Annotated in this window: 23 protein-coding genes; 16 read left to right on the top strand and 7 right to left on the bottom strand. The window is 69.8% G+C overall.

Annotated features, from left to right (window positions below; translation table 11 throughout):
* The first annotated feature begins 148 nt into the window (after positions 1-148).
* The 4 genes from QRX50_RS34835 (at position 149) to QRX50_RS34820 (ending at position 2,884) form a co-directional block, all read left to right on the top strand.
* The gene (locus tag QRX50_RS34835) at positions 149-856 is read left to right on the top strand and encodes a hypothetical protein (RefSeq protein ID WP_285967359.1); all 708 of its coding nucleotides are present in this window, start codon (positions 149-151) and stop codon (positions 854-856) included.
* Positions 857-956: 100 nt separating this feature from the next.
* Positions 957-1,103, top strand: coding sequence for a hypothetical protein (locus QRX50_RS34830; protein ID WP_285967358.1), 147 nt, complete (start codon positions 957-959; stop codon positions 1,101-1,103).
* A gap of 194 nt (positions 1,104-1,297) precedes the next feature.
* Positions 1,298-1,462, top strand: a complete 165-nt coding sequence (locus QRX50_RS34825) for a hypothetical protein (protein ID WP_285967357.1) — start codon at positions 1,298-1,300, stop codon at positions 1,460-1,462.
* A gap of 333 nt (positions 1,463-1,795) precedes the next feature.
* The gene (locus tag QRX50_RS34820) at positions 1,796-2,884 is read left to right on the top strand and encodes an ABC transporter substrate-binding protein (RefSeq protein WP_285967356.1); all 1,089 of its coding nucleotides are present in this window, start codon (positions 1,796-1,798) and stop codon (positions 2,882-2,884) included.
* 38 nt (positions 2,885-2,922) lie between these two features.
* Here the strand turns inward: QRX50_RS34820 and QRX50_RS34815 are convergent, their stop codons facing one another.
* Positions 2,923-4,179 carry a hypothetical protein gene (locus QRX50_RS34815; RefSeq protein ID WP_285967355.1) on the bottom strand — a complete coding sequence of 419 codons (1,257 nt, stop codon included), beginning with the start codon at positions 4,177-4,179 and terminating at the stop codon, positions 2,923-2,925.
* Positions 4,180-4,532: 353 nt separating this feature from the next.
* Here QRX50_RS34815 and QRX50_RS34810 point away from each other — a divergent pair, with 353 nt between their 5' ends.
* Entirely contained in the window at positions 4,533-4,985 is a 453-nt protein-coding gene (locus tag QRX50_RS34810; protein WP_285967354.1) for a MarR family winged helix-turn-helix transcriptional regulator, read from the top strand.
* Positions 4,986-5,038: 53 nt separating this feature from the next.
* Here QRX50_RS34810 and QRX50_RS34805 read toward each other — a convergent pair whose 3' ends face one another.
* Entirely contained in the window at positions 5,039-5,185 is a 147-nt protein-coding gene (locus QRX50_RS34805; protein WP_285967353.1) for a hypothetical protein, read from the bottom strand.
* Here QRX50_RS34805 and QRX50_RS34800 point away from each other — a divergent pair.
* The 4 genes from QRX50_RS34800 to QRX50_RS34785 all read left to right on the top strand — a co-directional run bounded on the left by QRX50_RS34800 (position 5,164) and on the right by QRX50_RS34785 (position 8,835).
* Positions 5,164-5,676: an alpha/beta fold hydrolase gene (locus tag QRX50_RS34800; RefSeq protein WP_285967352.1), complete on the top strand. Its 513-nt coding sequence runs from the start codon at positions 5,164-5,166 to the stop codon at positions 5,674-5,676. The genes QRX50_RS34805 and QRX50_RS34800 overlap by 22 nt on opposite strands.
* 354 nt (positions 5,677-6,030) lie before the next feature.
* Positions 6,031-6,504 carry a hypothetical protein gene (locus tag QRX50_RS34795; RefSeq protein ID WP_285967351.1) on the top strand — a complete coding sequence of 158 codons (474 nt, stop codon included), beginning with the start codon at positions 6,031-6,033 and terminating at the stop codon, positions 6,502-6,504.
* 54 nt (positions 6,505-6,558) lie between these two features.
* Positions 6,559-8,553, top strand: coding sequence for a potassium transporter Kup (locus QRX50_RS34790; protein WP_285967350.1), 1,995 nt, complete (start codon positions 6,559-6,561; stop codon positions 8,551-8,553).
* A gap of 21 nt (positions 8,554-8,574) precedes the next feature.
* Positions 8,575-8,835, top strand: coding sequence for a hypothetical protein (locus QRX50_RS34785; protein WP_285967349.1), 261 nt, complete (start codon positions 8,575-8,577; stop codon positions 8,833-8,835).
* Here the strand turns inward: QRX50_RS34785 and QRX50_RS34780 are convergent.
* Entirely contained in the window at positions 8,832-8,981 is a 150-nt protein-coding gene (locus QRX50_RS34780) for a hypothetical protein (RefSeq protein WP_285967348.1), read from the bottom strand. The two genes, QRX50_RS34785 and QRX50_RS34780, sit on opposite strands and share 4 nt — an antisense overlap.
* A 103-nt stretch (positions 8,982-9,084) precedes the next feature.
* Positions 9,085-9,504, bottom strand: a complete 420-nt coding sequence (locus QRX50_RS34775) for a GFA family protein (protein WP_285967347.1) — start codon at positions 9,502-9,504, stop codon at positions 9,085-9,087.
* Between the two features lie 290 nt (positions 9,505-9,794).
* Here QRX50_RS34775 and QRX50_RS34770 point away from each other — a divergent pair, with 290 nt between their 5' ends.
* The 3 genes from QRX50_RS34770 (at position 9,795) to nadE (ending at position 12,265) form a co-directional block, all read left to right on the top strand.
* A complete protein-coding gene (locus QRX50_RS34770; RefSeq protein ID WP_285967346.1) occupies positions 9,795-10,688 on the top strand; it encodes a patatin-like phospholipase family protein in 894 nt (297 codons plus the stop codon).
* A gap of 42 nt (positions 10,689-10,730) precedes the next feature.
* On the top strand, positions 10,731-11,291 hold the full coding sequence (locus QRX50_RS34765; protein WP_285967345.1) for a TetR/AcrR family transcriptional regulator: 561 nt from the start codon (positions 10,731-10,733) through the stop codon (positions 11,289-11,291).
* A gap of 131 nt (positions 11,292-11,422) precedes the next feature.
* Complete coding sequence (gene nadE / locus QRX50_RS34760; RefSeq protein ID WP_285967344.1) at positions 11,423-12,265, top strand: NAD(+) synthase; 843 nt, start codon at positions 11,423-11,425, stop codon at positions 12,263-12,265.
* A gap of 47 nt (positions 12,266-12,312) precedes the next feature.
* Here the strand turns inward: nadE and QRX50_RS34755 are convergent, their stop codons facing one another.
* Complete coding sequence (locus QRX50_RS34755; protein WP_285967343.1) at positions 12,313-13,158, bottom strand: substrate-binding periplasmic protein; 846 nt, start codon at positions 13,156-13,158, stop codon at positions 12,313-12,315.
* An 8-nt stretch (positions 13,159-13,166) separates the two neighbouring features.
* The gene (locus tag QRX50_RS34750) at positions 13,167-14,003 is read right to left on the bottom strand and encodes a substrate-binding periplasmic protein (RefSeq protein ID WP_285967342.1); all 837 of its coding nucleotides are present in this window, start codon (positions 14,001-14,003) and stop codon (positions 13,167-13,169) included.
* A gap of 116 nt (positions 14,004-14,119) precedes the next feature.
* On the opposite strand from QRX50_RS34750, the gene QRX50_RS34745 reads away from it, so the two are divergent.
* Positions 14,120-14,857, top strand: coding sequence for an SDR family oxidoreductase (locus QRX50_RS34745; protein WP_285967341.1), 738 nt, complete (start codon positions 14,120-14,122; stop codon positions 14,855-14,857).
* Positions 14,858-14,908: 51 nt separating this feature from the next.
* Here QRX50_RS34745 and QRX50_RS34740 read toward each other — a convergent pair whose 3' ends face one another.
* A complete protein-coding gene (locus tag QRX50_RS34740; RefSeq protein WP_285974645.1) occupies positions 14,909-15,910 on the bottom strand; it encodes a LacI family DNA-binding transcriptional regulator in 1,002 nt (333 codons plus the stop codon).
* A gap of 238 nt (positions 15,911-16,148) precedes the next feature.
* Here QRX50_RS34740 and QRX50_RS34735 point away from each other — a divergent pair, with 238 nt between their 5' ends.
* Genes QRX50_RS34735 through QRX50_RS34725 form a run of 3 tightly spaced genes read left to right on the top strand, consistent with a single transcriptional unit; the run spans position 16,149 to position 19,742 of the window.
* The gene (locus QRX50_RS34735) at positions 16,149-17,666 is read left to right on the top strand and encodes a sugar ABC transporter ATP-binding protein (protein WP_285967340.1); all 1,518 of its coding nucleotides are present in this window, start codon (positions 16,149-16,151) and stop codon (positions 17,664-17,666) included.
* Positions 17,663-18,706, top strand: a complete 1,044-nt coding sequence (locus QRX50_RS34730; protein ID WP_434533167.1) for an ABC transporter permease — start codon at positions 17,663-17,665, stop codon at positions 18,704-18,706. The genes QRX50_RS34735 and QRX50_RS34730 overlap by 4 nt, the downstream gene beginning before the upstream one ends.
* Positions 18,699-19,742 carry an ABC transporter permease gene (locus QRX50_RS34725; RefSeq protein ID WP_285967339.1) on the top strand — a complete coding sequence of 348 codons (1,044 nt, stop codon included), beginning with the start codon at positions 18,699-18,701 and terminating at the stop codon, positions 19,740-19,742. Before QRX50_RS34730 ends, QRX50_RS34725 begins: the two co-directional genes overlap by 8 nt.
* Position 19,743: the final 1 nt, after the last annotated feature.

The raw sequence follows: 19,743 nt of genomic DNA, 5'->3' as shown, positions 1-19,743 counted from the left end.
GACGAACGAGCCGGCCGCCAATCGATGCTCCGCCGTTCTCGGGATCGAATTCATCGGTGCGAGCGTGCCGCGGCTGGGTTGCGGTGGCGAACGTGCGGCGAAGCGGTTTAACTCCTCTGCGTAGTACTCCCTGCACAGAAGGACCGACTTGACGCGAACCCGTACGTTGCTGGCCTGTCTCGCCGCGTCAGGGGTGCTCGCGGTGACCGCGTGCAGCATGCCGATCGTGGGCCGCGCTCAGCCGGCGAACTCGTCCGAGGCGAAGCAGGCCGAGACGGGGATCGCCCTGCAGAACCTGGCAACGGCGCCGGCCAAGGCGGCGAAGTACGCCGGTCAGCCCGTCTACGACGCCTGCGCGATCATGAACCCGTTCCTGATGCGTCAAGCCGGATTCGTGATCAACCCGGAGAAGACCTTCATCCAGAAGAAGTTCGCCGGCGACGACGGTCCGCCGGCCCCGGGCGCGGTCACCTACGACGCGTCAGGAACGCAGAGCTCGCCGGAACCCGCGTCCGAGTGCCTGATGACGGGCAAGGACGACAAGTACAGCCTTTCGCTGAGCATCGACCAGAAGCAGTACGACAGCGACGACTTGTCGAGCGACCGGGACACGATCTGGCGCCTCGCGACCGATCCCGAAGCCCAGCAGAACGTCCAGGCCCATACCGTCAGCCACGAGACCCGCGGCGACCTGCAGATCTACGTGACGATGGGGACGCCGATCTACCCGGACGAGTACGAGGTGTACTTCTTCTGGGCGGCGACCAGTACTGAGCCACGTTGGCCATGCACGCCAGTGACTACGGCACCCCCGAGGACAGCCCGGGCATCAGCAAGGAACCCGCCGACGCCCTGAAGTTCCTGGTCGACCAGGTGGCCGGCAAGCTGGCCGCCGGTCCGGACGAGGTGGGGCTGTCGAAATACAAGTTCGGGGCTCCCTGGAACATGTCGGCCGCGTGCGACTCTATCGGCCGGAAGACTGGGCGCTGTCGTTCACCGACGACACCGGGTCCAGCCGGGTGCAGGAACAGTCGTCCATCGGTCCGGTGCGGTTCACCGCCGATCCTCAGGACCCGGGCAAGGGGCCGTGGAAGTACGCGTAGAGCAGCTGTTACCGCATGAACCACGCCAACACCGGAAACCTGGTGGAGCAGGACGGGTTGACAGTCCAGATCGACACGTACGACAAGCTCGACGGCGCGACCTACTCCAACCAGGTGCAATGCCACCCGCACGTCGCCGGGCCGGGTGGTGCGCCGTCCGAGGAGACCAAGGCCAAGCTCGGGGACGGCGACACGTGCTGGGTGCCCACCGGTGGCAGCCCCACCTGTTGTTCAAGGTCGGCCGGCACGTGGTCACCACGTGGGCGTTCAAGCACGAGGACTACTGGCAGCCCGCGCTCAACGCGGTTTTCGGGAAGGTCGTGAACAAGATCGTCGAACGGCTGAAGCAGATTCCTTGAGAACGTCCGCACGGCCACCGCGGGTGGGTGCCGCAGCGGCCGTCGAGGTCAGACGTCAGATTACTTTGGCAGCGCCGCTCGCCGCGGCAGCGTCGACCCAGTAGCTGCGGTACGAAATGTCCGTGCGTTGGCCCGAGGCGCGGTCGTGCCGTTGTTCGCGTGCGGGGCGAAGGTGCGTTGTCGGGTCTCGTCGAGGTAGGCAGGGGGCGGCCTGCGCCAGTTGACAAATAGTCCTACCAATAGTCCATACTGCTGAGCGTCGATTCCGCACTCACGCCGAGGTGAGTCGCCGCCCCGCGTCGAACGGTGGCCGCCCTCGCCGAAGGGACGGTTATGAACGTGTGGCGCACGATCTCCCGGCCGCTCGCGGCCCTGCTCGCCGGCGGACTCGTGGTCACGGCGGTCGCCGCGTGCGGTGGCGCCGCGGGCAATGATTCGGCGGCGCAGGCCGCGGCCGACAAACTGAGTCCCGCCCAGTTGGCGGCCGCCGCGGCCAAGGAGGGGTCCGTCGTCTGGTACACGACCTTCGCCGACACCGACGTGCAGCCCATCATCGCCGATTTCAACAAGACGTACCCGAACGTCAAGGTGAACGCGTTGCGTCCCAGCGCATCCGAGCTGCCTCAGCGCATCATCACCGAACAGCGCGGCGGGAAGTACAACGCGGACGTCGTCTCCGGTGAGGGACCGCAGATCGCCCAGCTCGTGCAGGCCGGTGCGTTGCGGCCTTATCAGCCGAAGGACGCGCCGCCGCTGCCTGACGGGCTGACGCTTCCGGCCGGGTACCGGGGCGTCGTCTACGTGCTCACCACGGTCCTGTCGTGGAACCCAGCCGTCGTGGCGCAGCGCGGACTGATGGCACCCAAGTCGTGGGAGGATCTGACGCGGCCCGAGTGGAAGGGTCAGTTCTCCATCGACCCGTACGCGGTGAACTGGTACGACAGCCTGATCATCGCCATGGGGCACGACAAGGCTCTCGCGCTGCTGAAGGCACTCGGGGCGAACTCACCGCGCTTCGTGCAGAGCCACACCGTGTCGCTGACGAACGTCCAGGCCGGCGAGCCGCCTGTCGCGGCGACCGCGTACGGCTACAAGGCCTCGGCGCTGAAGCAGAAGACCCCGGACGAACTCGACTTCGCCAACGACACCCCGCTGCCGGCTTCCCTCAGCCTGATCGACGTCGTCAAGAACTCGCCGCACCCCGACGCCGCCCGGCTTTTCGACGACTGGATCGTCTCGAAGGCCGGCCAGGAAGCAGTCGTCCGCATCACCAACCACACCTCGATCCGGACGGATGTCACGAACGACCCGGCCGTCTGGGACCCGGCCAAATGGGCCCCGGCCTGGAGCCACCCCGTGCTCGCGCAGTCGGACTACAACAACTACCTCGCGGAGATGAAAGCGGCTCTTCGCGCTCCGTGACAAGGAGAGCGAAGGGCCGCCCGGGACAGTCAAACCCGTCAGAAAGGCAGGGCGGACAGCGGCACGGCGAACACCGAGCGCCCGCAAGTCTGGCCCTGGGTGGAGCAGTCGGTGGTCGACCATTCGGACTGGGACCACACCAAACCGGTGGACCAGTCGTACGTCAGGGCTTCCGGGTGGACGGCCCAGCAGGCCGTCGTGGTGGGGGAGCCGCAGGTCGAGGAGGTGCTCGCGGAGGTCGTTTGAGCCCAGAGCTGGCCGTTGAGCGTGGCGGAGCTGTGGGAGACGTACCACTTGCCGTTGTGGGAGAGGACGCCCTGCATGTTGCCGACGGAGCTGCGGAAGGCCTCGGTGGCTGCGGTGGTGCCCGAGCTCGCCAGGAGGTAGTCGGCGCCGGTGGGGTAACGGTAGAGGCGGCCGTGGAGGGATTGGTCGGCGAAGTACTCCGTGGTGACGATCGTGGCGGGGGAGGTGGTGCGGTCCAGGGACATCGAGGAGAAGCAGGGGACGCCGGTGTCGGACTGCATGCTGCAGGTGCCGCCCGCGTAGGTGTAGTAGCCGATTTGCATCATGGCGTACTTGTAGGTGTAGGCGGCGTACCCGGCCGACGTCTTGCCGATCGAGTTGGACGTCGTGTCGGTCATTTGCAGGATGTGTTTGGTGCTGAAGACGCGGATGGCGGTGGAGGTGTTGCCGACGGCCGTCACGTAGATCTTGTCGCCGTACCAGGCCATGCCGCCCATGTGGGCCTTCGCGGCGGTGAAGCTCGAGCCGGTGCTGTTGGGGACGGCGAGGTACATCATGCGGTTGGTGGGGGCCGGCGGTTTGTCGTAGTTGACGGCCATGATGCGGGCGTCGTCGTAGCGGCCGAGGGTGTCGCCGCTGTGCCAGCCGGACAGGATGATCTTGTCGGCGCCCCACATGCCGTCGTCGTCGGCGTCACCGGAGGTGGTGATGCCCTGGGGGACCCAGGTGGCGCTGTTCGCGCGGTCGGTGTCCCAGCAGAAGGACGTGGTGGCCGCCGGCGCCTTGGGGAGCGCGGCTTTTTCGGCGGCGGTGCAGCCGGTGGTGGGGTAGCTGGGGTCGTTGACGACGGTGTTGAGGCTGACGTTGGGCAGCGCGTTGTCGAGCGCGGTCAACGCGGCGGTCGGGGTGGCGTGCCAGACCAGGCTTTGTTTCGTCGTGGTGGTCAGGGGATCGCTGTAGGCGGCGCTGGCGGTGCCGGGTATCGCGAGCGCGCCGGCGGCGACGGCCAGCACGAGGAGGAGTACTCGGGGAATTCGCATGAGATCCATTTCTGCATGCGATTCGGGAAAGTGTCAAACTGTGGTGTAAAACGAATTTGTACGATTCTTGTACAATTTTTTGTTAGGAATAGGTTGGGGTCGTATCGGTGTTTTCAGGTGAAACCTGAGTCCGGTGGTGTGACGATGGGATTGGATTGACGCCATGCCCGTCGAAACCGAGCTGATCGACCACATCGAGATGTTCGGCGTGACCATGGCCGACGCGAGCCGCCGGTACTGGTAGGGGCTACCGGACGTGGTGCGGAGGTGGGCGCGCGTGGTGCCCGCGGTGTGACTCCGAGGCTGGACACGGACGACCTCCGTATCGGATGAAACCGTATCAGTCGAGGTAGAGTGCGGGCATGAGTGGGAAGCCGCGGGCCACCGATCGTCCGGGGGATGGGTCGCCGTTCGCGCTGGGGTTGTTGCTGCGCCGGGCACACGCGCGAGTGGCGAGCACGATGACGGCCGCCATGCGGCCGCACGGGCTGGATCTGCGGCACTTCGCCGTGCTGATCATCCTGGTGGACCGCGGGCCGACGACGCAGCGCGACCTGGTCGAGGCGACCGGCTCGGACAAGGCCGGGATCATGCGGGTCGTCGACGATCTGGAGGAGAAGGGGTTCGCGGTCCGCAAGGCCGTGCCGGGGGACCGGCGGGTGCGCGAGGTCGAGATCACCGAGGCCGGGTTGACGGCGTTCGACGCGGCGCACGAGGACGCGGTGGCGCCGGCGCAGGAGCTGGTGTCGCACCTGCGGCCGGGTGAGCCGGAGAAGCTGATGGATCTGCTGACGCGGTTCGCCTATCCCGAATAGCAAGCCGCCGCCCGTCCCTGTGACAGGCGGCGGCGGGGCTGGTCGAGGCCGGCTCAGCCGAGCAGCTTGATGACCTCCGCGAACTCCGTCAGCGCCGGCTCCAGCACGCTGATGTAGGTGATCCCGTGGATTTCCCGGTAGCGCAGGAGTTTCTCGGCGATCTCGTGCGCCGGGCCGATTGTTCGGCGACAGCGCGTCATGGCATCGGCTGGGCCCGGCGCTGGCCGATCGCGGCTACACCGTGCTGGCGCCGGATCTGCGCGGCCACGGCGCCAGCCCTCGCGGCCGCTATTCGCCGACCGACTGGGCGCTGGACCTCGTCGACACGGTCGGCGCCACGAAGATCGACCTGGCCGTCGGGCATTCCCTGGGTGGCCTCGCGCTGGCCATCGCCGCGCACGCGCTGCGTCCGTCGAGCGCGGTGTACCTCGACCCGGCGTGGCGGATGACGGCCGAGCAGGACGTGCGCTCGCGGGCCGAGTGGACCGCGTGGCTGGAGTGGACCGAGCCCGCGCAGTTGCGCGAACGCCTCGGCGGGCGGTGGCCGGAAGCCGACCTCGCGCTGCGGTGGGAATCCCTGTGGCGCATGGACCCCGCGGCCACCCCCCGGGATGGCCACCGGTGTCGGTTACGACCATTCACCCGAGTCGGCGCCGTGGCCGTCGCTGGTCCTCGGAGCGGAGGGGAGTGAGTACATCACTCCGGCGCACGCCGGTGAGCTGCGCGCTCGCGGCCTGACCGTGGAGACCGTGCCCGGGTCGGGGCACTCGTGGTTCCGCGAGGACTTCACCGCGTTCCTCGCGCGGCTCGACGAGTGGGGTGCGGCCTCGTAGTCAGGCAGCCGGGAGCCAGCGGCCGGCCAGTTTGGACGCCCACTCGGCGGCGCGGGCCGGGTCGTCGGGCGGGCTGTCGACGAGCACCAGTTCGTCGACGCCCGGTGCGGCCAGCTCGGCGACGTCTTCGGGTTGGGGATTGCGCAGGGCGACGGCGATCCGCAGCTCGGGGAGGTGACCCGCGGCTGCAGGCGCTGCTGTCCGGTGCGTCGGTGACCACGGCGCAAGCCCGGGTGCTGGCCGCGGCCGCGGTGCGAGCCGACATCGTCCAGCGCGAGGTCCGGCCCGCCCTCGAATCCGGCGCCGTCGTTGTGATCGGGCGCCTGATCGACTCGCCGCTGGACCACCTGTCGGCCGGCTCCGGACTCGACGCCGAGGAGCCGGCGTGCCTCGCGGAGTGGACCGTCGGCCGGCTCCGCCCGGACCTCACCATCCTGCTCGACCACGGCGCCGAGGAGCCCGCACCGGCGGCGGACGCCTGGGATCGGCGGATCCGTCAGCTGCTGAGGGACCTCTCGACGACCGCCCACTGCGTGGTCGTCGAGACCGCCGACCACGACGGCGGTCAGGCGCGGATCCGTGCTGCGATGACCACGGCACTCGCCCGGATCGGCGCGCCCGGGGTGGTCCACGACCCGGAGCCGGTCGACGGTGACCGTGGCACCGGCACGCGTCCGGGCTCCTGACGCGGCCGTTGATCTTCCGGTGCCGTCCACCTCGGACCGGTAGGGTTCGCCCCGATGCCGGGACTGTGCCCGCTCGCGCCGAGGAGGAAGACCGTGATCGAGGGCCGCAAGGCGACCACGACGGAGGACGGGCCGGCCGGCCGCGCGCGGCTCGCGCGGGACTCCGTGAAGCTGGCCGTCGTGGTCGGAGCGCTGGGAGTCGTGTTCGGCGACATCGGGACGAGCCCGATCTACACGCTGCAGACGGTGTTCAGCCCGAGCGACCCGCACCCGGTGCCGGTGAGCGCGCAGAACGTGTTCGGGGTCGTGTCACTGATCTTCTGGTCCGTGACGGTCATCGTGACCGTCACCTACGTGCTGCTGGCGATGCGCGCGGACAACGACGGCGAGGGCGGCATCATGGCCCTGATCACGCTGCTGCGCCGCCGCGGCGGGCAGGGGCGGCGGCGGGTGGCCGTGGTGCTGGCGGGGCTGGGCATCTTCGGCGCGTCGTTGTTCTTCGGCGACAGCATGATCACCCCGGCGATCTCGGTGCTGTCGGCGGTGGAGGGTCTCAAGGTCGTCGACGACTCGTTCGAGAGCTGGGTCGTGCCGATCACCGCGGTGATCATCGTGGTGCTGTTCCTGGTGCAACGCCGGGGCACCGCGGCCGTCGGGCGGGTGTTCGGGCCGGTGATGATCACGTGGTTCACCGTGATCGGCCTGACCGGGGTGACGGGCATCGTCAAGCACCCGGCGATCCTCGAAGCGCTCTCGCCGACGTACGCGCTGGACTTCATGGTGGGCCACTTCGACATCGCCTTCTTCGCGCTGGCCGCCGTCGTGCTTTCGGTCACCGGCGCCGAAGCGCTGTACGCGGACATGGGCCACTTCGGCCGCCGCGCCATCACCCGGGGCTGGGTGTTCCTCGTGTTCCCCGCGCTGGTGCTGAACTACTTCGGCCAGGGCGCGCTGATCCTCGAAGACCAGGCCAACCTCAGCAGCCCGTTCTTCCTGCTCGTGCCCGGCTGGGCGCGGCTGCCGCTCGTCCTGCTGGCCACGGTGGCGACGGTGATTGCGTCGCAGGCCGTGATCACGGGCGCGTACTCGGTCGCCTCGCAGGCCGCGCAGCTCGGGTACCTGCCGCGGCTGCGGATCGCGCACACGTCGGAGACCGAGCGCGGGCAGATCTACGTGCCGTGGATCAACTGGCTGCTGATGTTCTCGGTGCTGACGCTGGTGTTCGCCTTCCGCAGCTCGTCGGCGCTGGCCTACGCGTTCGGCATGGCCGTGACCGCGACGATCACCATCACCACGTTGCTGTTCTTCTACATCGCCCGGTCGAAGTGGAGCACGCCGCCCTGGCTGATCTGGATCGGCGGGGGCGTGCTGCTGGTGGTGGACCTGCTGTTCGTCGCCGCCAACCTCACCAAGCTCGTCCACGGGGCGTGGCTGCCGCTGCTCATCGGCCTCACCGCGTTCACGGTCATGACCACCTGGCAGCGCGGCCGTCAGATCGTGACAGCCGAACGCAACCGGCACGAAGGGTCGCTGCGCGAGTTCGTCGACAAGCTGCGCAACGGTGAGTCGCCGACGCAGACCGTGCCCGGCACAGCCGTGTTCCTCAACCGCGGCAACGACAGCGCGCCGCTGGCCATGCGCGCCAACGTGGAGCACAACCACGTGCGCCACGAGCACGTGGTGATCATGTCGCTCGAAACCGAGCCCGTGCCCCGGATCCCGGACATCGAACGGATCTCCGTCGACGACCTCGGCTACGCAGACGACGGCATCACCCACGTCACGGCTCGCTTCGGCTACATGGAAACCCCGGACGTGCCGCGCACGCTCGCGCTCGTCGACCCGTCCGACACCGAAGGCCGCCTGCAGGTCGACGACGCGTCCTACTTCCTGTCGAAGATCGAGCTGCGCCGTGGCGACGAACACACCATGGCGGCCTGGCGCAAACGCCTGTTCATCGCCACCTCCTACATCACCGCCGACGCGGCCGAGTACTTCGCGCTGCCCCGCGAACGGACCGTGATCATGGGTTCGCACATCGACGTGTAGCGCGTCAGGAAGGTGCCGACGATGACCGACCCCGATCCGGAAGCCCTGCGCGCAGCGGCCGCTCGAGGAGACTCCGACGCGGTCGACCAGCTGATCGAGCTGGCCGCCGAACGTGGCGACGCGGCCGAGCTGCGGCAGTGGGCGGCCGGTGGCAGTCCCGATGCCGCGGACCTGCTCGTCGAGCTCGCGACCGAACGCGAGGACCACGACGAGCTGCGCCGCCTGGCGCTGGGCGGCGACACCACGGCCGCGGAAGTGCTGGCGGAGCTGGAAAGCGACTAGCGCGCCTCCCCGTCACCGCGCGGCGGGATGTCGCGCGCGAAGGGGTCGGCGTCGTGGGAGCCGAGCCACGCGCCGGCGAGGCGCAGCAGCAGGGCCACCAGCGCGAAGCCGCCGATCGCGACCAGGGTGAACGTCAGGCCGGTCATCTGTTCAGGGTGCGGCGGCGCGGTGCGTCCGGCCTTGAGTGCCGACGCAAACTTGACGCCCGTGAAGCGCTCGTTGGCGGCGTTTTGCCGCCTTCAGTCCGGCCTACTGCGCGTCGCCGTCGAACCGGGCGCGGGTGGGGTGGGGCGCGAGCCAGTCCTGCGCGCGGCGCCACCACACGTCGGCGAAGGGTGCGAGGCCTGAGCGGTCGTCGAGGGTGCCGCCCTTGACGATGAGGGTTTCGGGGCGTTCGTGGAGGATCGTGAAGATCGGGGAGCCGCAGTCGCCGCAGAACAGGCGGTCGCGCAGGTGGCCGTTCTCGGTCCCGGTGGTGTGGTGGACCTTGGGCGTGCCCTCGGTCTTCACCGCGTCCCGCGCCACCAGGACGTTCTCCGAGAACGCCGAGCCGGTGTGGCGCTGGCAGTCGTCACAGTGACACAGGACGACACCGTCGGGTCGCGCGTCGAACCGGTAGCGGATGGCGCCGCAGAGGCAGTGGCCTGTCCGGGAAGCGGTGGCGGTCATGGCGAATCTTCTTCTCCCGGCCGGGCAACTGTGGCCGGAGTCGCACGTGGACGGTCCCGCGTGGCTGTGCCTCGAGTATCGCGACGGAAGGAGGTCCGAACCTGCCCTGGCCGAACGGGCGGACGGCGTGAGTACTACCGCCAGGGACAAGCGCGCCTGAGCCACGCAGTCCACAGCCGTAGACATCACTTGTAGACATCGGGCGTAGACTGACGAACGACGGTACCCGGAAACAAGCGAGCCGGGTGGTTCGTGCACCCGGTTTCGGCAACCGTGAAGGAGAACGTGCCATGCCCCGACCCCAGGAGGCCCCTCCGTTGACCGCGCTCGTCCTCGGCGGCGGTGGTCCTGTCGGCGCCGCGTGGACGTCGGCGCTGGTGCACCGGCTGGAGGCCGCGGGCCTGCCGTTGTCCGGGTCCGGGGTGGTGGTGGGCACGTCGGCCGGGTCGATCGTCGGTGCGTGGCTCACGATGGAGCCGGCGGGGCTGGCGACGGTGCCGGCGAAGATGCGGGAGCGCGCGGCCTGGCACGCCGGGAACGTCGCCGCCGGGCGCGGGGACCGGACGCTTTTCCAGAGCCTGGCGCAGGACACCTCGGAGGGACCCGAGCGGGCGCGGCGGATCGGCCGGGCCGCGATCGCCGCGGTGCCGGTGATTTCGGAGGCTCAGGCCGACGAGCTGTGGTCCTGGGCGTTGCCGGCCGGTGAGTGGCCGCGCCGGCTGCGGATCACCGCGGTGAGCACGGACACCGGCCTCGCCCGCGGGTGGTCGCCGGCGGACGGGATCTCCGTCGCGGTCGCGGTGGCCTGTTCGTCGGCGGCGCCGGGCGTCGCGCCACCGGTGCGCGTGGCCGGCTCGACCTGGGTCGACGGGGGAGTGCGCTCGGGCACCAACGCCGACCTGGCCGTCGATCCGCGGTGGCACGACGGCAGTGCCGTCGAGCCGGGCCGGGTGCTCGTGGTGGCGCCGATGCCGTCCGCGGATCTCGCCCGGCAGGAGGCTTTTCTCGCCGGACGCGGGCACCGCGTGCGCGTGATCACGGCGGACCCGTTCTACGAACAGCCCCAGGACCTCCTCGACGCGCGGTTCATCGACGTCGCGGCCGAGGCGGGCGCGCGCCAGGCGGACGGCCTGCTCGACGGCCTGCTGAAGTGGTGGCACGAGCCGGCGCGCAGGTTCGGCTAAGGTCCGCGAGAACACTCACGCCAGTACACAAGGAAGCCCGGGATGCCCGACTCTTCGTCTCCTCGTCGTCGCGACGCGGCCGCGAGCCGCGATCGGCTGCTGGCCGCCGCCGGCGAGCTGTTCGCCGACCGCGGTTACGACCACACGACGGCACGGGACATCGGTGAGCGGGCCGGTGTCGACCCGACGATGATCGCGCGCTACTTCGGTGGCAAGGCGCAGCTGTTCATCGCCGTGCTGCGCGCCGAGGGCGAACCGGGCGAGCCGCTTCCCGACGTCCTGGAACCGACGCGGCTGAAGGGCCTGATCGAGCGCACCGGCAGGCGCGGGCCCGGCCCGATCCTGCAGGCCGCGATCCGGCCGTACGACAACCCCGAAGCCCAGGAAGCCGCGCTCGCGGAACTCGACCACCGGGTCCTCACCCCGCTGCGCGAGCGGTACGTGCGCGAGGGCGTGGCGAACCCCGAGCTGCGGGCCGAAGTGCTGTCGGCCGCGTTGATCGGCGTGATCCTCGGCCGGCACGCGGGGGCGTTGGCGCACCTCGCGGACGTCGGCACGGACGAGTTGTTCGCCCTGGTACAGGAGATTCTCGGCAGCGAGTGAGCTGCCGAGATCCGCGCTGAGGTCCGGAGAGGACAGTGCTCAGGCCTTCGGGTTCATCACCCGGCGCAGCGCGCGCGGCCGCCGGCGGCGCGGTGGCCGGCCGGGCGGCAGGCGCCAGTAAAGTACGGCGAATGGAGAACCTACGGCAGCAGATTCTCGCCGAGCTCGGCGTCAAGGCGGTCATCACGCCGAAAGCCGAGATCCGGCAGCGGGTCGACTTCCTCAAGGACTACCTGCGCTCGACGCCGGCCAAGGGCTTCGTGCTCGGCATCAGCGGCGGCCAGGACAGCTCGCTGACCGGCCGGCTGTGCCAGCTCGCGAGCGAGGAGCTGCGCGCGGAGGGGCACGACGCCACGTTCGTCGCGGTGCGGCTGCCCTACGGCGTGCAGGCCGACGAGGAAGACGCGCAGATCGCGCTGGAGTTCATCAAGCCGGACCATTCGGTCACGGTGAACGTGAAGCCCAGCGCGGACGCCGTCGCGACGGAGTCCGCGCTCGGGATGAGTGAGCTGCTGGGCCAGGCGCCCGGCCTGCGCGACTTCGTGCGCGGCAACATCAAAGCCCGCGAGCGCATGGTGATCCAGTACTCGATCGCCGGGCAGCTGAACCTGCTGGTCGTGGGCACCGACCACGCGGCCGAAGCGGTCACCGGCTTCTTCACCAAGTACGGCGACGGCGGTGTGGACATCACGCCCCTGACCGGGCTGACCAAGCGCCAGGGCGCCGCGCTGCTGCAGGAGCTGGGTGCGCCGCCGAGTGTCTGGCAGAAGGTGCCGACCGCCGACCTCGAGGACGACCGGCCCGCCCTGCCCGACGAAGTGGCCCTGGGCCTCAAGTACGCCGAGCTCGACGACTACCTGGAAGGCCTCGACGTGACCCCGGAGGTCGCGGAGAAGGTGGAGTCGATCTTCCTCAGGACGCGCCACAAGAGGACCGTGCCGGTCACTCCGCTCGAGGACTGGTGGCGGAGCTGACCCGCTGGCGACGAAGGCGGCCGGGTCCGTGAACCCGGCCGCCTTCGTCACTTGGCCGCGGGATCCTTGAGGACCTGGGCCTGCAGCGAAGGCCAGTACTGGAACAGCGAGCTCGGGTACTCCTGCCCCGGGAAGTACTGGTGGTACAGCTTGAGGAACGTGCCGTCGTCGACCACGGCGGCGAGCTGCTTGTCGTAGTCCGCCAGGAACCTGTCGAGTCCTTTTCGGACGGCCATCGCCTCGGGCAGCGGGTTCTGCACCGAGACGCCGACCTTCAGCCGCCCGGGGTGCTGGCCGAAGACCGTGATGGCCTGCACGGAGCTGACGACGAAGCCGTCGAGGTTGCCGTTGAGGAGCTGGTCGATGCCGGTGGCGTTCGTCTGGACGCTCACGACACTGGCCTGCGGCAACGTTTTCGCGGCGAAATCGGCCTGCGCACTGCCGATGCCGACGCCCACGCGCTTGCCGTTCAGGTCGGCGACGGTCTTCACCGGCGAGTCGGAGCGGACCAGCACGTCGTTGGCATCCACGTAGAACGGCGTGGTGAAGGCGACGTTGCGCTTGCGTTCCTCGGACATGGTGAGGTCGGCGATCATCATGTCGTACTGGCCGGCCGTGACCAGCGGCAGGCCCGCGCCGACGGTGGAGAGCTTGTAGGTGATCTTCAGCCCCATGCGCTTCGCGATGATGTCGTTGAGGTCGATCAGCATCCCGGCCGGTTTGCCGCTCGCGTCGGGTGACACGAACGGCGCGTCGCCCTGCGGCACGCCGGCGGTGATGGTGCCGGGTACCGCGAGGTCGTAGGGATCCGTGCTCGCGGAGCCCCCGCCGCCGCAGGCGGAAACGGTCAGCAGCGCGGCCGCGGCGAAGGCGGTCCGGAATCGTCGGCGCATTTCTCGCCTCATCTGCCCTTCTGGATCTGGTCTCGGAGCTGGGGCCAATAGGTGAACATCTGCGCCGGGTAGGGCTCGCCGGGGAAGTACTTGTCGTACAGGCGAAGGAAAGTGCCGTCGTCCATCGTGGTCTTGAGCTGGTCGCCGTAGGCCTTCTCGAACGCGGTGAGCTTGCGATTGACCGGCATCGCCGATGCCTGCTCGTGCGGCGCGGAGTAGGCGATCTTGACCCGGCCGGGGTTCTCCTGGAGCACGGTGGGGACCTCGGTGGAGGCCAGGACCATCGCGTCGAGGTTGCCGTTGAGCAGCTGGGTCACGCCCGCGCTGTTGGTGGGCTGCGAGATGAGGGTGGCGCCGGGGACCTTCGCGGTGACGAAGTCGGCCTGCGCGCTGCCCAGGCCCGCGCCGACGCGTTTGCCGGCGAGGTCCCCGGCGCCTTTCACGGCCGAGTCGGTGCGGACCACGACGTCGTCGGAGGCCAGGTAGAACGGTTTCGTGAAGTCGACGCTCTTCTTGCGCTCGGGGGTCGGCAGCATGCCGATCGCGAGCAGGTCGAGCTGCCCGGCCGTGACCAGCGGCAACCCGGCGCTGACGGTGGTCATGCGGTAGGTGATCTTCAGCCCCATCCGCTGGGCGATCACGTCGTTGAGGTCGACCAGCAGGCCCACGGGCTTGCCGGTCGCGTCGGGGGAGACGAACGGCGCGTCGCCGGCCGTGACGCCCGCGGTGATGGTGCCGGGTTGCGCCAGTCCGTAGCCGTCGGTTTCGTCGCCCGACCCGCACGCGGCGAGTGAGACCACGGCGGTGGTCGCGATCAGGATCCGTCGGATCCGCAGAGCTGCCATAGCTCCCTCCAGGCGCCGGCTCGCGGGCGCGGGCTCGGCGGTCTGGTATTTCTTAGGCTCATAAGACCAGGTTGTCAACTGCCGGGCCCGGGCCTGCGTCTGGTAGACGTCGTGGCATGACAGACCTCATCGACCTGGCCGGCAAAACGGTCATCGTCACCGGCGCCTCCTCGGGAATCGGCGCGTCGACCGCCCGTCGCCTGCACGCGGCGGGTGCCTTCCCCGTGCTCGCCGCCCGCCGCGCCGACCGCCTCGCCACGCTCGCCGACGAACTCGGCGGCGCCCTCGCCGTCCCCACCGACGTGACCGACCCCGCGCAGGTGGCGGCCCTCGTCGAGGCCACCCTGGCACGCCACGGCCGCGTCGACGGCCTGGTCAACAACGCCGGAGCCAGCCTCCACGGCCCCCTTGATCAGGTCGATCCCGCCGCGTTCGGTGCGACGCTGCAGCTCAACCTCGTCGGCCTGCTCGCCGTGACGCAGGCTGTCCTGCCCGCCATGCGGCGCCAGGGTTTCGGCCGCATCGTCAACATCAGCTCCGGCACGACCCGCCGCGTCGCGGTCGGCGTGGGTGCCTACGCGGCGAGCAAGTCGGCCGTGAGCATGCTCAGTGCGGTGCTCACGCAGGAACTCGCGGCGGACGGGATCGCGGTGTCGCTGCTGCTGCCGTCCATTACCGCGACGGAGTTCGCGGACGGCCGGTTCAAGCTCGGCGCGTCGCCGATCCCGGGGATGGTCGTGCAGAGTCCGGATTACGTGGCCGGGGTGATCCTGCGGCTGTTGCGAACGGGGGAGGAGTCCTTCGACATTCCGCACGGGGTGGAACAGCCGGAGATCACCCGCGTGCCGGGATGATTCCGAATCAGGTCCACTGTGGATGGCCGGTGTCGACTCTCCACAGTGGATCTACTTCGTCCGCAACGTGGACGCCCGCACCACGAGCTCCGGAAGGTAGGTCACCTGCTGGTGCACGTGCCCCGGGTCCGCCGTCTCCTGGATGAGCAGCTCCGCGGCCGCGCGGCCGAGGCGGTGGCGGGGCTGACGGACGGAGGTGAGGGGCACGGTGGCGGCCGCGGCGAAGTCGATGTCGTCGTAGCCCACGATGGCGAGGTCGGCCGGGACGGAGATGCCCAAGGCGGCGCAGCTGCGCAGGAGGCCGAGGGCGAGCAGGTCGTTGGCGCAGAACGCGGCGGTGGGCCGGGTGGTCGAGGGCAGGCCGGCGAGGCGCTGGCCCGCGTTGCTGCCGTCCTCGACGGTGAGCTGCGGAGTGGCCAGGTCGACCAGGTGGTCGGGGCCCAGGCCGGCCGCGAGCAAGGCCCGCAGGGCGCCCTCGCGGCGGTCGCGGACCTGGCCGAGCGTGAGCGGGCCGCCGACGAAGGCGATGCGGGTGTGGCCCTGGTCGAGCAGGTGGCGGGCGGCGAGCTCGCCGCCTCGGACGTCGTCGACGGCGACGGAGCAGTGGTCGGTGCCGGGGCGTTTGCGGTCGACGATGACGACGGGTGTGCCGCGGCGCGCGAGTTCGGCCAGGGCGGGCGAGTCCGGGTCGACCGGGGTGATGAGGACGCCCTGCACGCGCTGCTGTTCGAGGCGGCGGAGGTAGGCGGCCTCGCGTTCGGCGAGGTTGGCGCTGTTGCACACGAACAGGGACAGATCGTCCGCGGCGGCCGCGTCTTCCATGCCCGCGGCGACGTCGGTGAAGAACGGGTTGCGCCCGTCGAGCATCACGTAGGCGAGCACGCTGCTGTGCCCGGCGCGCAGCTGGCGCGCGGACTCGTTGCGCACGAAGCCCAGCGCGGCCATCGCGGCCTCCACTCTGGTCCGCGTCTTCGGGCTCACGCGCTCGGGCCGGTTGAGCACGTTGGACACCGTGCCGAGCGAGACGCCGGCGGCCGCGGCCACATCCTTGATCCCCGCCGCGCGGGGTGCGGGGGCCGCGACCTCGTTCGAGTCTTCCACCGCCACCCACCCTGTGTTGAGACGCACTGTTGAAACGAGCTGTTGAAACGTGACAATCACGGGTTGCTGCTTGAAAAACCGCGACTAGCTCGAGATAAGCCCTGGTTGCGTTTTTCGTTGACTTCCCGTTCCGCCACATAGTAGCGTCACCGCGCCAGGTTTGTGAAACCTTTCAATCCCGGAGGTCGCGATGACGCGGCAGGAGCGCGACCGAGTGCCACTGCTCGAGGTCCGCGGGGTCACGAAGTCGTTCGGCGCGGTCGCGGCGGTCGCGGGCGTTTCCTTCCCCCTCTACGCCGGCGAGGCCCACGCGCTGGTCGGCGAGAACGGCGCGGGCAAGTCCACGATCGTCAAGATGCTGGCCGGTGTGCACCGTCCCGACCAGGGCGAGCTGCTGCTGGACGGCAAGGAAGCGGAGTTCTCCTCACCCGCCGACGCGAAAGCCACGGGCATCGCGGTGATCTACCAGGAACCGACGTTGTTCCCCGACCTCACGGTCGCCGAGAACATCGTGATGGGCCGCCACCCGCGGGGCCGGCTGGGGATGATCGACCGCTCGGCGATCCGCGCCGAGGCCGAACGGCTCTTCGCCCGGCTCGGTGTGCGCATCGACCCGAACCGCCCGGCGCGTGGGTTGTCGATCGCCGACCAGCAGATCGTGGAGATCGCCAAGGCGCTCAGCGCCGACGCGCGGGTGCTGATCATGGACGAGCCGACCGCGGCGCTGAGCCTGGTGGAGGTCGAGCGCCTGTTCTCCGTGGCCCGGGCACTGCGCGACGAGGGCGCGGCCATCATGTTCATCTCGCACCGGTTCGAGGAGATCGTGGACCTGTGCCAGCGCGTGACCATCATGCGCGACGGTCGTCACGTCTCCACCGACGCGGTCGAAGAGGTGACCGTGGACGAAATGGTGCGCCGCATGGTGGGGCGTGACCTCGACGCGCTGTTCCCCAAGCAGGACGTGGAACCGGGCGCGGTGGTGCTCGAAGTGGACGGTCTGACGCGCGAGGGCGTGTTCCGCGACGTGTCGTTCTCCGTGCGGGCGGGTGAGATCGTCGCATTCGCCGGGTTGGTCGGGGCGGGTCGGTCCGAAGTGGTCCAGGCGGTGTTCGGAGTGGACGAACGCGACGCCGGAGTCGTGCGGCTCAACGGGAAGAAGCTCAAGCCCCACTCGCCGCGCGCGGCGATGGCGGCGGGCATGGCGCTGGTGCCGGAGGACCGGCGGCAGCAGGGGTTGGTGATGGACCTGTCGATCGAACGCAACGTGACGCTGCCGCGGGCACGAGCGCTGTCGAAACTCGGCCTGCTTCTCGGCCCGGGCGAGCGCCGGGAGGCGTTGCGCTGGACCGAACGCCTGCGCACCAAGTACGGCCGCCTCGGCGACGCGGTCGGCACGCTCTCGGGCGGCAACCAGCAGAAGGTGGTGCTGGCCAAGTGGCTCGCGATGGCGCCGCGCGTGCTGATCGTGGACGAGCCGACGCGCGGGATCGACGTCGGCACGAAGGCTGAGGTGCACCGGCTGATGTCCGCGCTGGCGGCCGAAGGTGTGGCGGTGGTGATGGTGTCCTCGGAGCTGCCCGAGGTGCTGGGCATGGCCGACCGGGTGCTGGTGATGCGGGAGGGCCGGATCGTGGCGGAGATCCCGCGCGCCGAGGCGGACGAGAACTCGGTGATGTTCGCGGCGATGGGACAGGGGGCGGTGGCGTGAACGCGACCAAGGTGGCGGCCCCGCCACCGCGCCAGGTGAGCCCGGGAGAGCGGCGATCGGTGTTCGGAACCGTGTTCAAGGCCCGTGAGTCGGGCATCATCCTGGCGCTGATCGTGCTCGTGGTGTTCACCGCGACGCAGAACTCGCGGTTCCTTTCGGGACAGAGCATTCGTGACATCCTGCTCGGCACGGCGATCCTCGCGGTGCTGGCCGTCGGCCAGGCCGTCGTGATGATCACGCGCAACATCGATCTGTCCGTGGGGTCGGTGCTCGGTCTGTCGGCCTTTGCCGTCGGCACGATGCTGCGCGACAACCCCGGCCTGCCGGTGATCGTGGCCCTGCTCGCCGGCTTGGTCGTCGGCGCGGCGTGCGGCCTGATCAACGGCGCGGTGGTGCGGTTCGGCCGGGTCCCGGCACTGGTGGTCACCCTCGGCACGCTGTACGCGTTCCGCGGCGCGGTCTACTTCTGGGCCGGCGGGCAGCAGATCAACGCGGACAAGCTCCCACGCTCGTTCCTCGACTTCGGCGACGCGTCGGTGCTCGGCATCCCGTGGCTGGTGCTGATCGCGGTGCTCGTGATGGTGATCGCCGGGGTGGTGCTGCGCAACTACCGCGGCGGGCGCGAGCTCTACGCCATGGGCTCGAGCCCGCAGGCCGCGCAGCTGGCCGGCATCAAGGTCGGCCGCAACACCACCATCGCGTTCCTCGTCAGCGGGGCGCTGGCCGGGCTTGCCGGCGTGCTCTTCGCCGCGCGGTTCGGCACCGTCGACGCCGCGGCGGGCACCGGGTACGAGCTCAACGTCGTGGCCGCCGCTGTCGTGGGTGGGGTCGCGGTGTTCGGGGGCAGCGGTTCGGTGTGGGGCGCGAGCCTGGGCGCCCTGCTGCTGACGGTGATCGGCAGTGCGCTGGCCGTGCTCGACATCGACCAGTTCTGGCAGCAGGCGATCGTCGGCGCCCTGATCCTGCTGGCCATCGGAGCCGACCGGCTCGTCGCCGTGCGGGTCGCCAAGGCCCTGAAGAAGAGGGACTCCCATGTCTGACCCCACCACCGCTGCGCGGCGGCCCGCCTGGCTTTCGCGGCTCGCGAGCTGGGACGTCGCCGTCATCGCGATCGCGATCGTGGTCCTGCTCGTCGCGTCGGGCACCATCGACAACTTCGGCACCGGCCGCAACTACACGTTCCTGTTGCTGGACCTGCTGCCGATCGCGTTGATGGCGCTGCCCATGACGTTCATCATCGTCACCGGCGAGATCGACCTGTCGGTCGCGAGCACGCTCGGGCTCACCTCCGCGGTGATGGGTTCCCTGTGGAACTCAGGCCTGACGATCGAGACGATCATCCCGCTGTGCATCGTGCTCGGCGCGGTCCTCGGCGCGGTGAACGGCTTCTTCGTCACGGTGCTGAAGCTGCCGTCGCTGGCCGTCACCATCGGCACGATGGCGCTCTACCGCGGCCTGGCGTTCGTGGTGCTCGGCGACAGCGCGGTGGCCGACTTTCCCGGCTCCTACACGTCGTGGGTGACTGGGACAGTGGGCGGCAGTTCGATTCCCAACGTCCTCATCCCGCTCATCGTGCTGGCGATCGTGTTCGGGGTCGTCCTGCACGCCACCCCGATCGGCCGCGGTGTGTTCGCGGCGGGCGCCAGCGACACCGCGGCCCGGTTCGCCGGCATCCGTACCGGCCGCGCGAAGTTCTGGCTCTACGTCGTCAGCGGCGCCGTCGCCGGGCTGGCCGGGGTGCTGTGGACGCTGCGCTACTCCAGCGCCCGCGCCGACAACGGGTTCGGCCTCGAGCTCGCCGTGGTGGCCGCCGTGCTGCTCGGGGGCGTCTCGATCTTCGGCGGCAAGGGCACGCTGCCCGGGGTGCTCGGTGGTGTGGTGCTGCTTTCGGCGCTGCAGAACGCGTTGCGGCTGCAGGACGTGTCGAACGAGGCGCTCAACATCGTGACCGGCGTGCTGCTGATCATCTCCGTGCTGCTGCCCAACATCCTGTCCTCCACCCGCGCCGCGCTGCAGCGGCGCAGGCGGCGATCCCCGTCCCCGAAAGCCGGAGCTCTCGCCGGCGCCGAGCAGTAAC

It is taken from the genome of Amycolatopsis sp. 2-15 (genome assembly GCF_030285625.1).
GTDB classification, from domain to species: Bacteria; Actinomycetota; Actinomycetes; order Mycobacteriales; family Pseudonocardiaceae; genus Amycolatopsis; species Amycolatopsis carbonis.
Note: the sequence above shows the minus strand (reverse complement) of the source record. Positions and strands in the feature narration are given on the sequence as shown.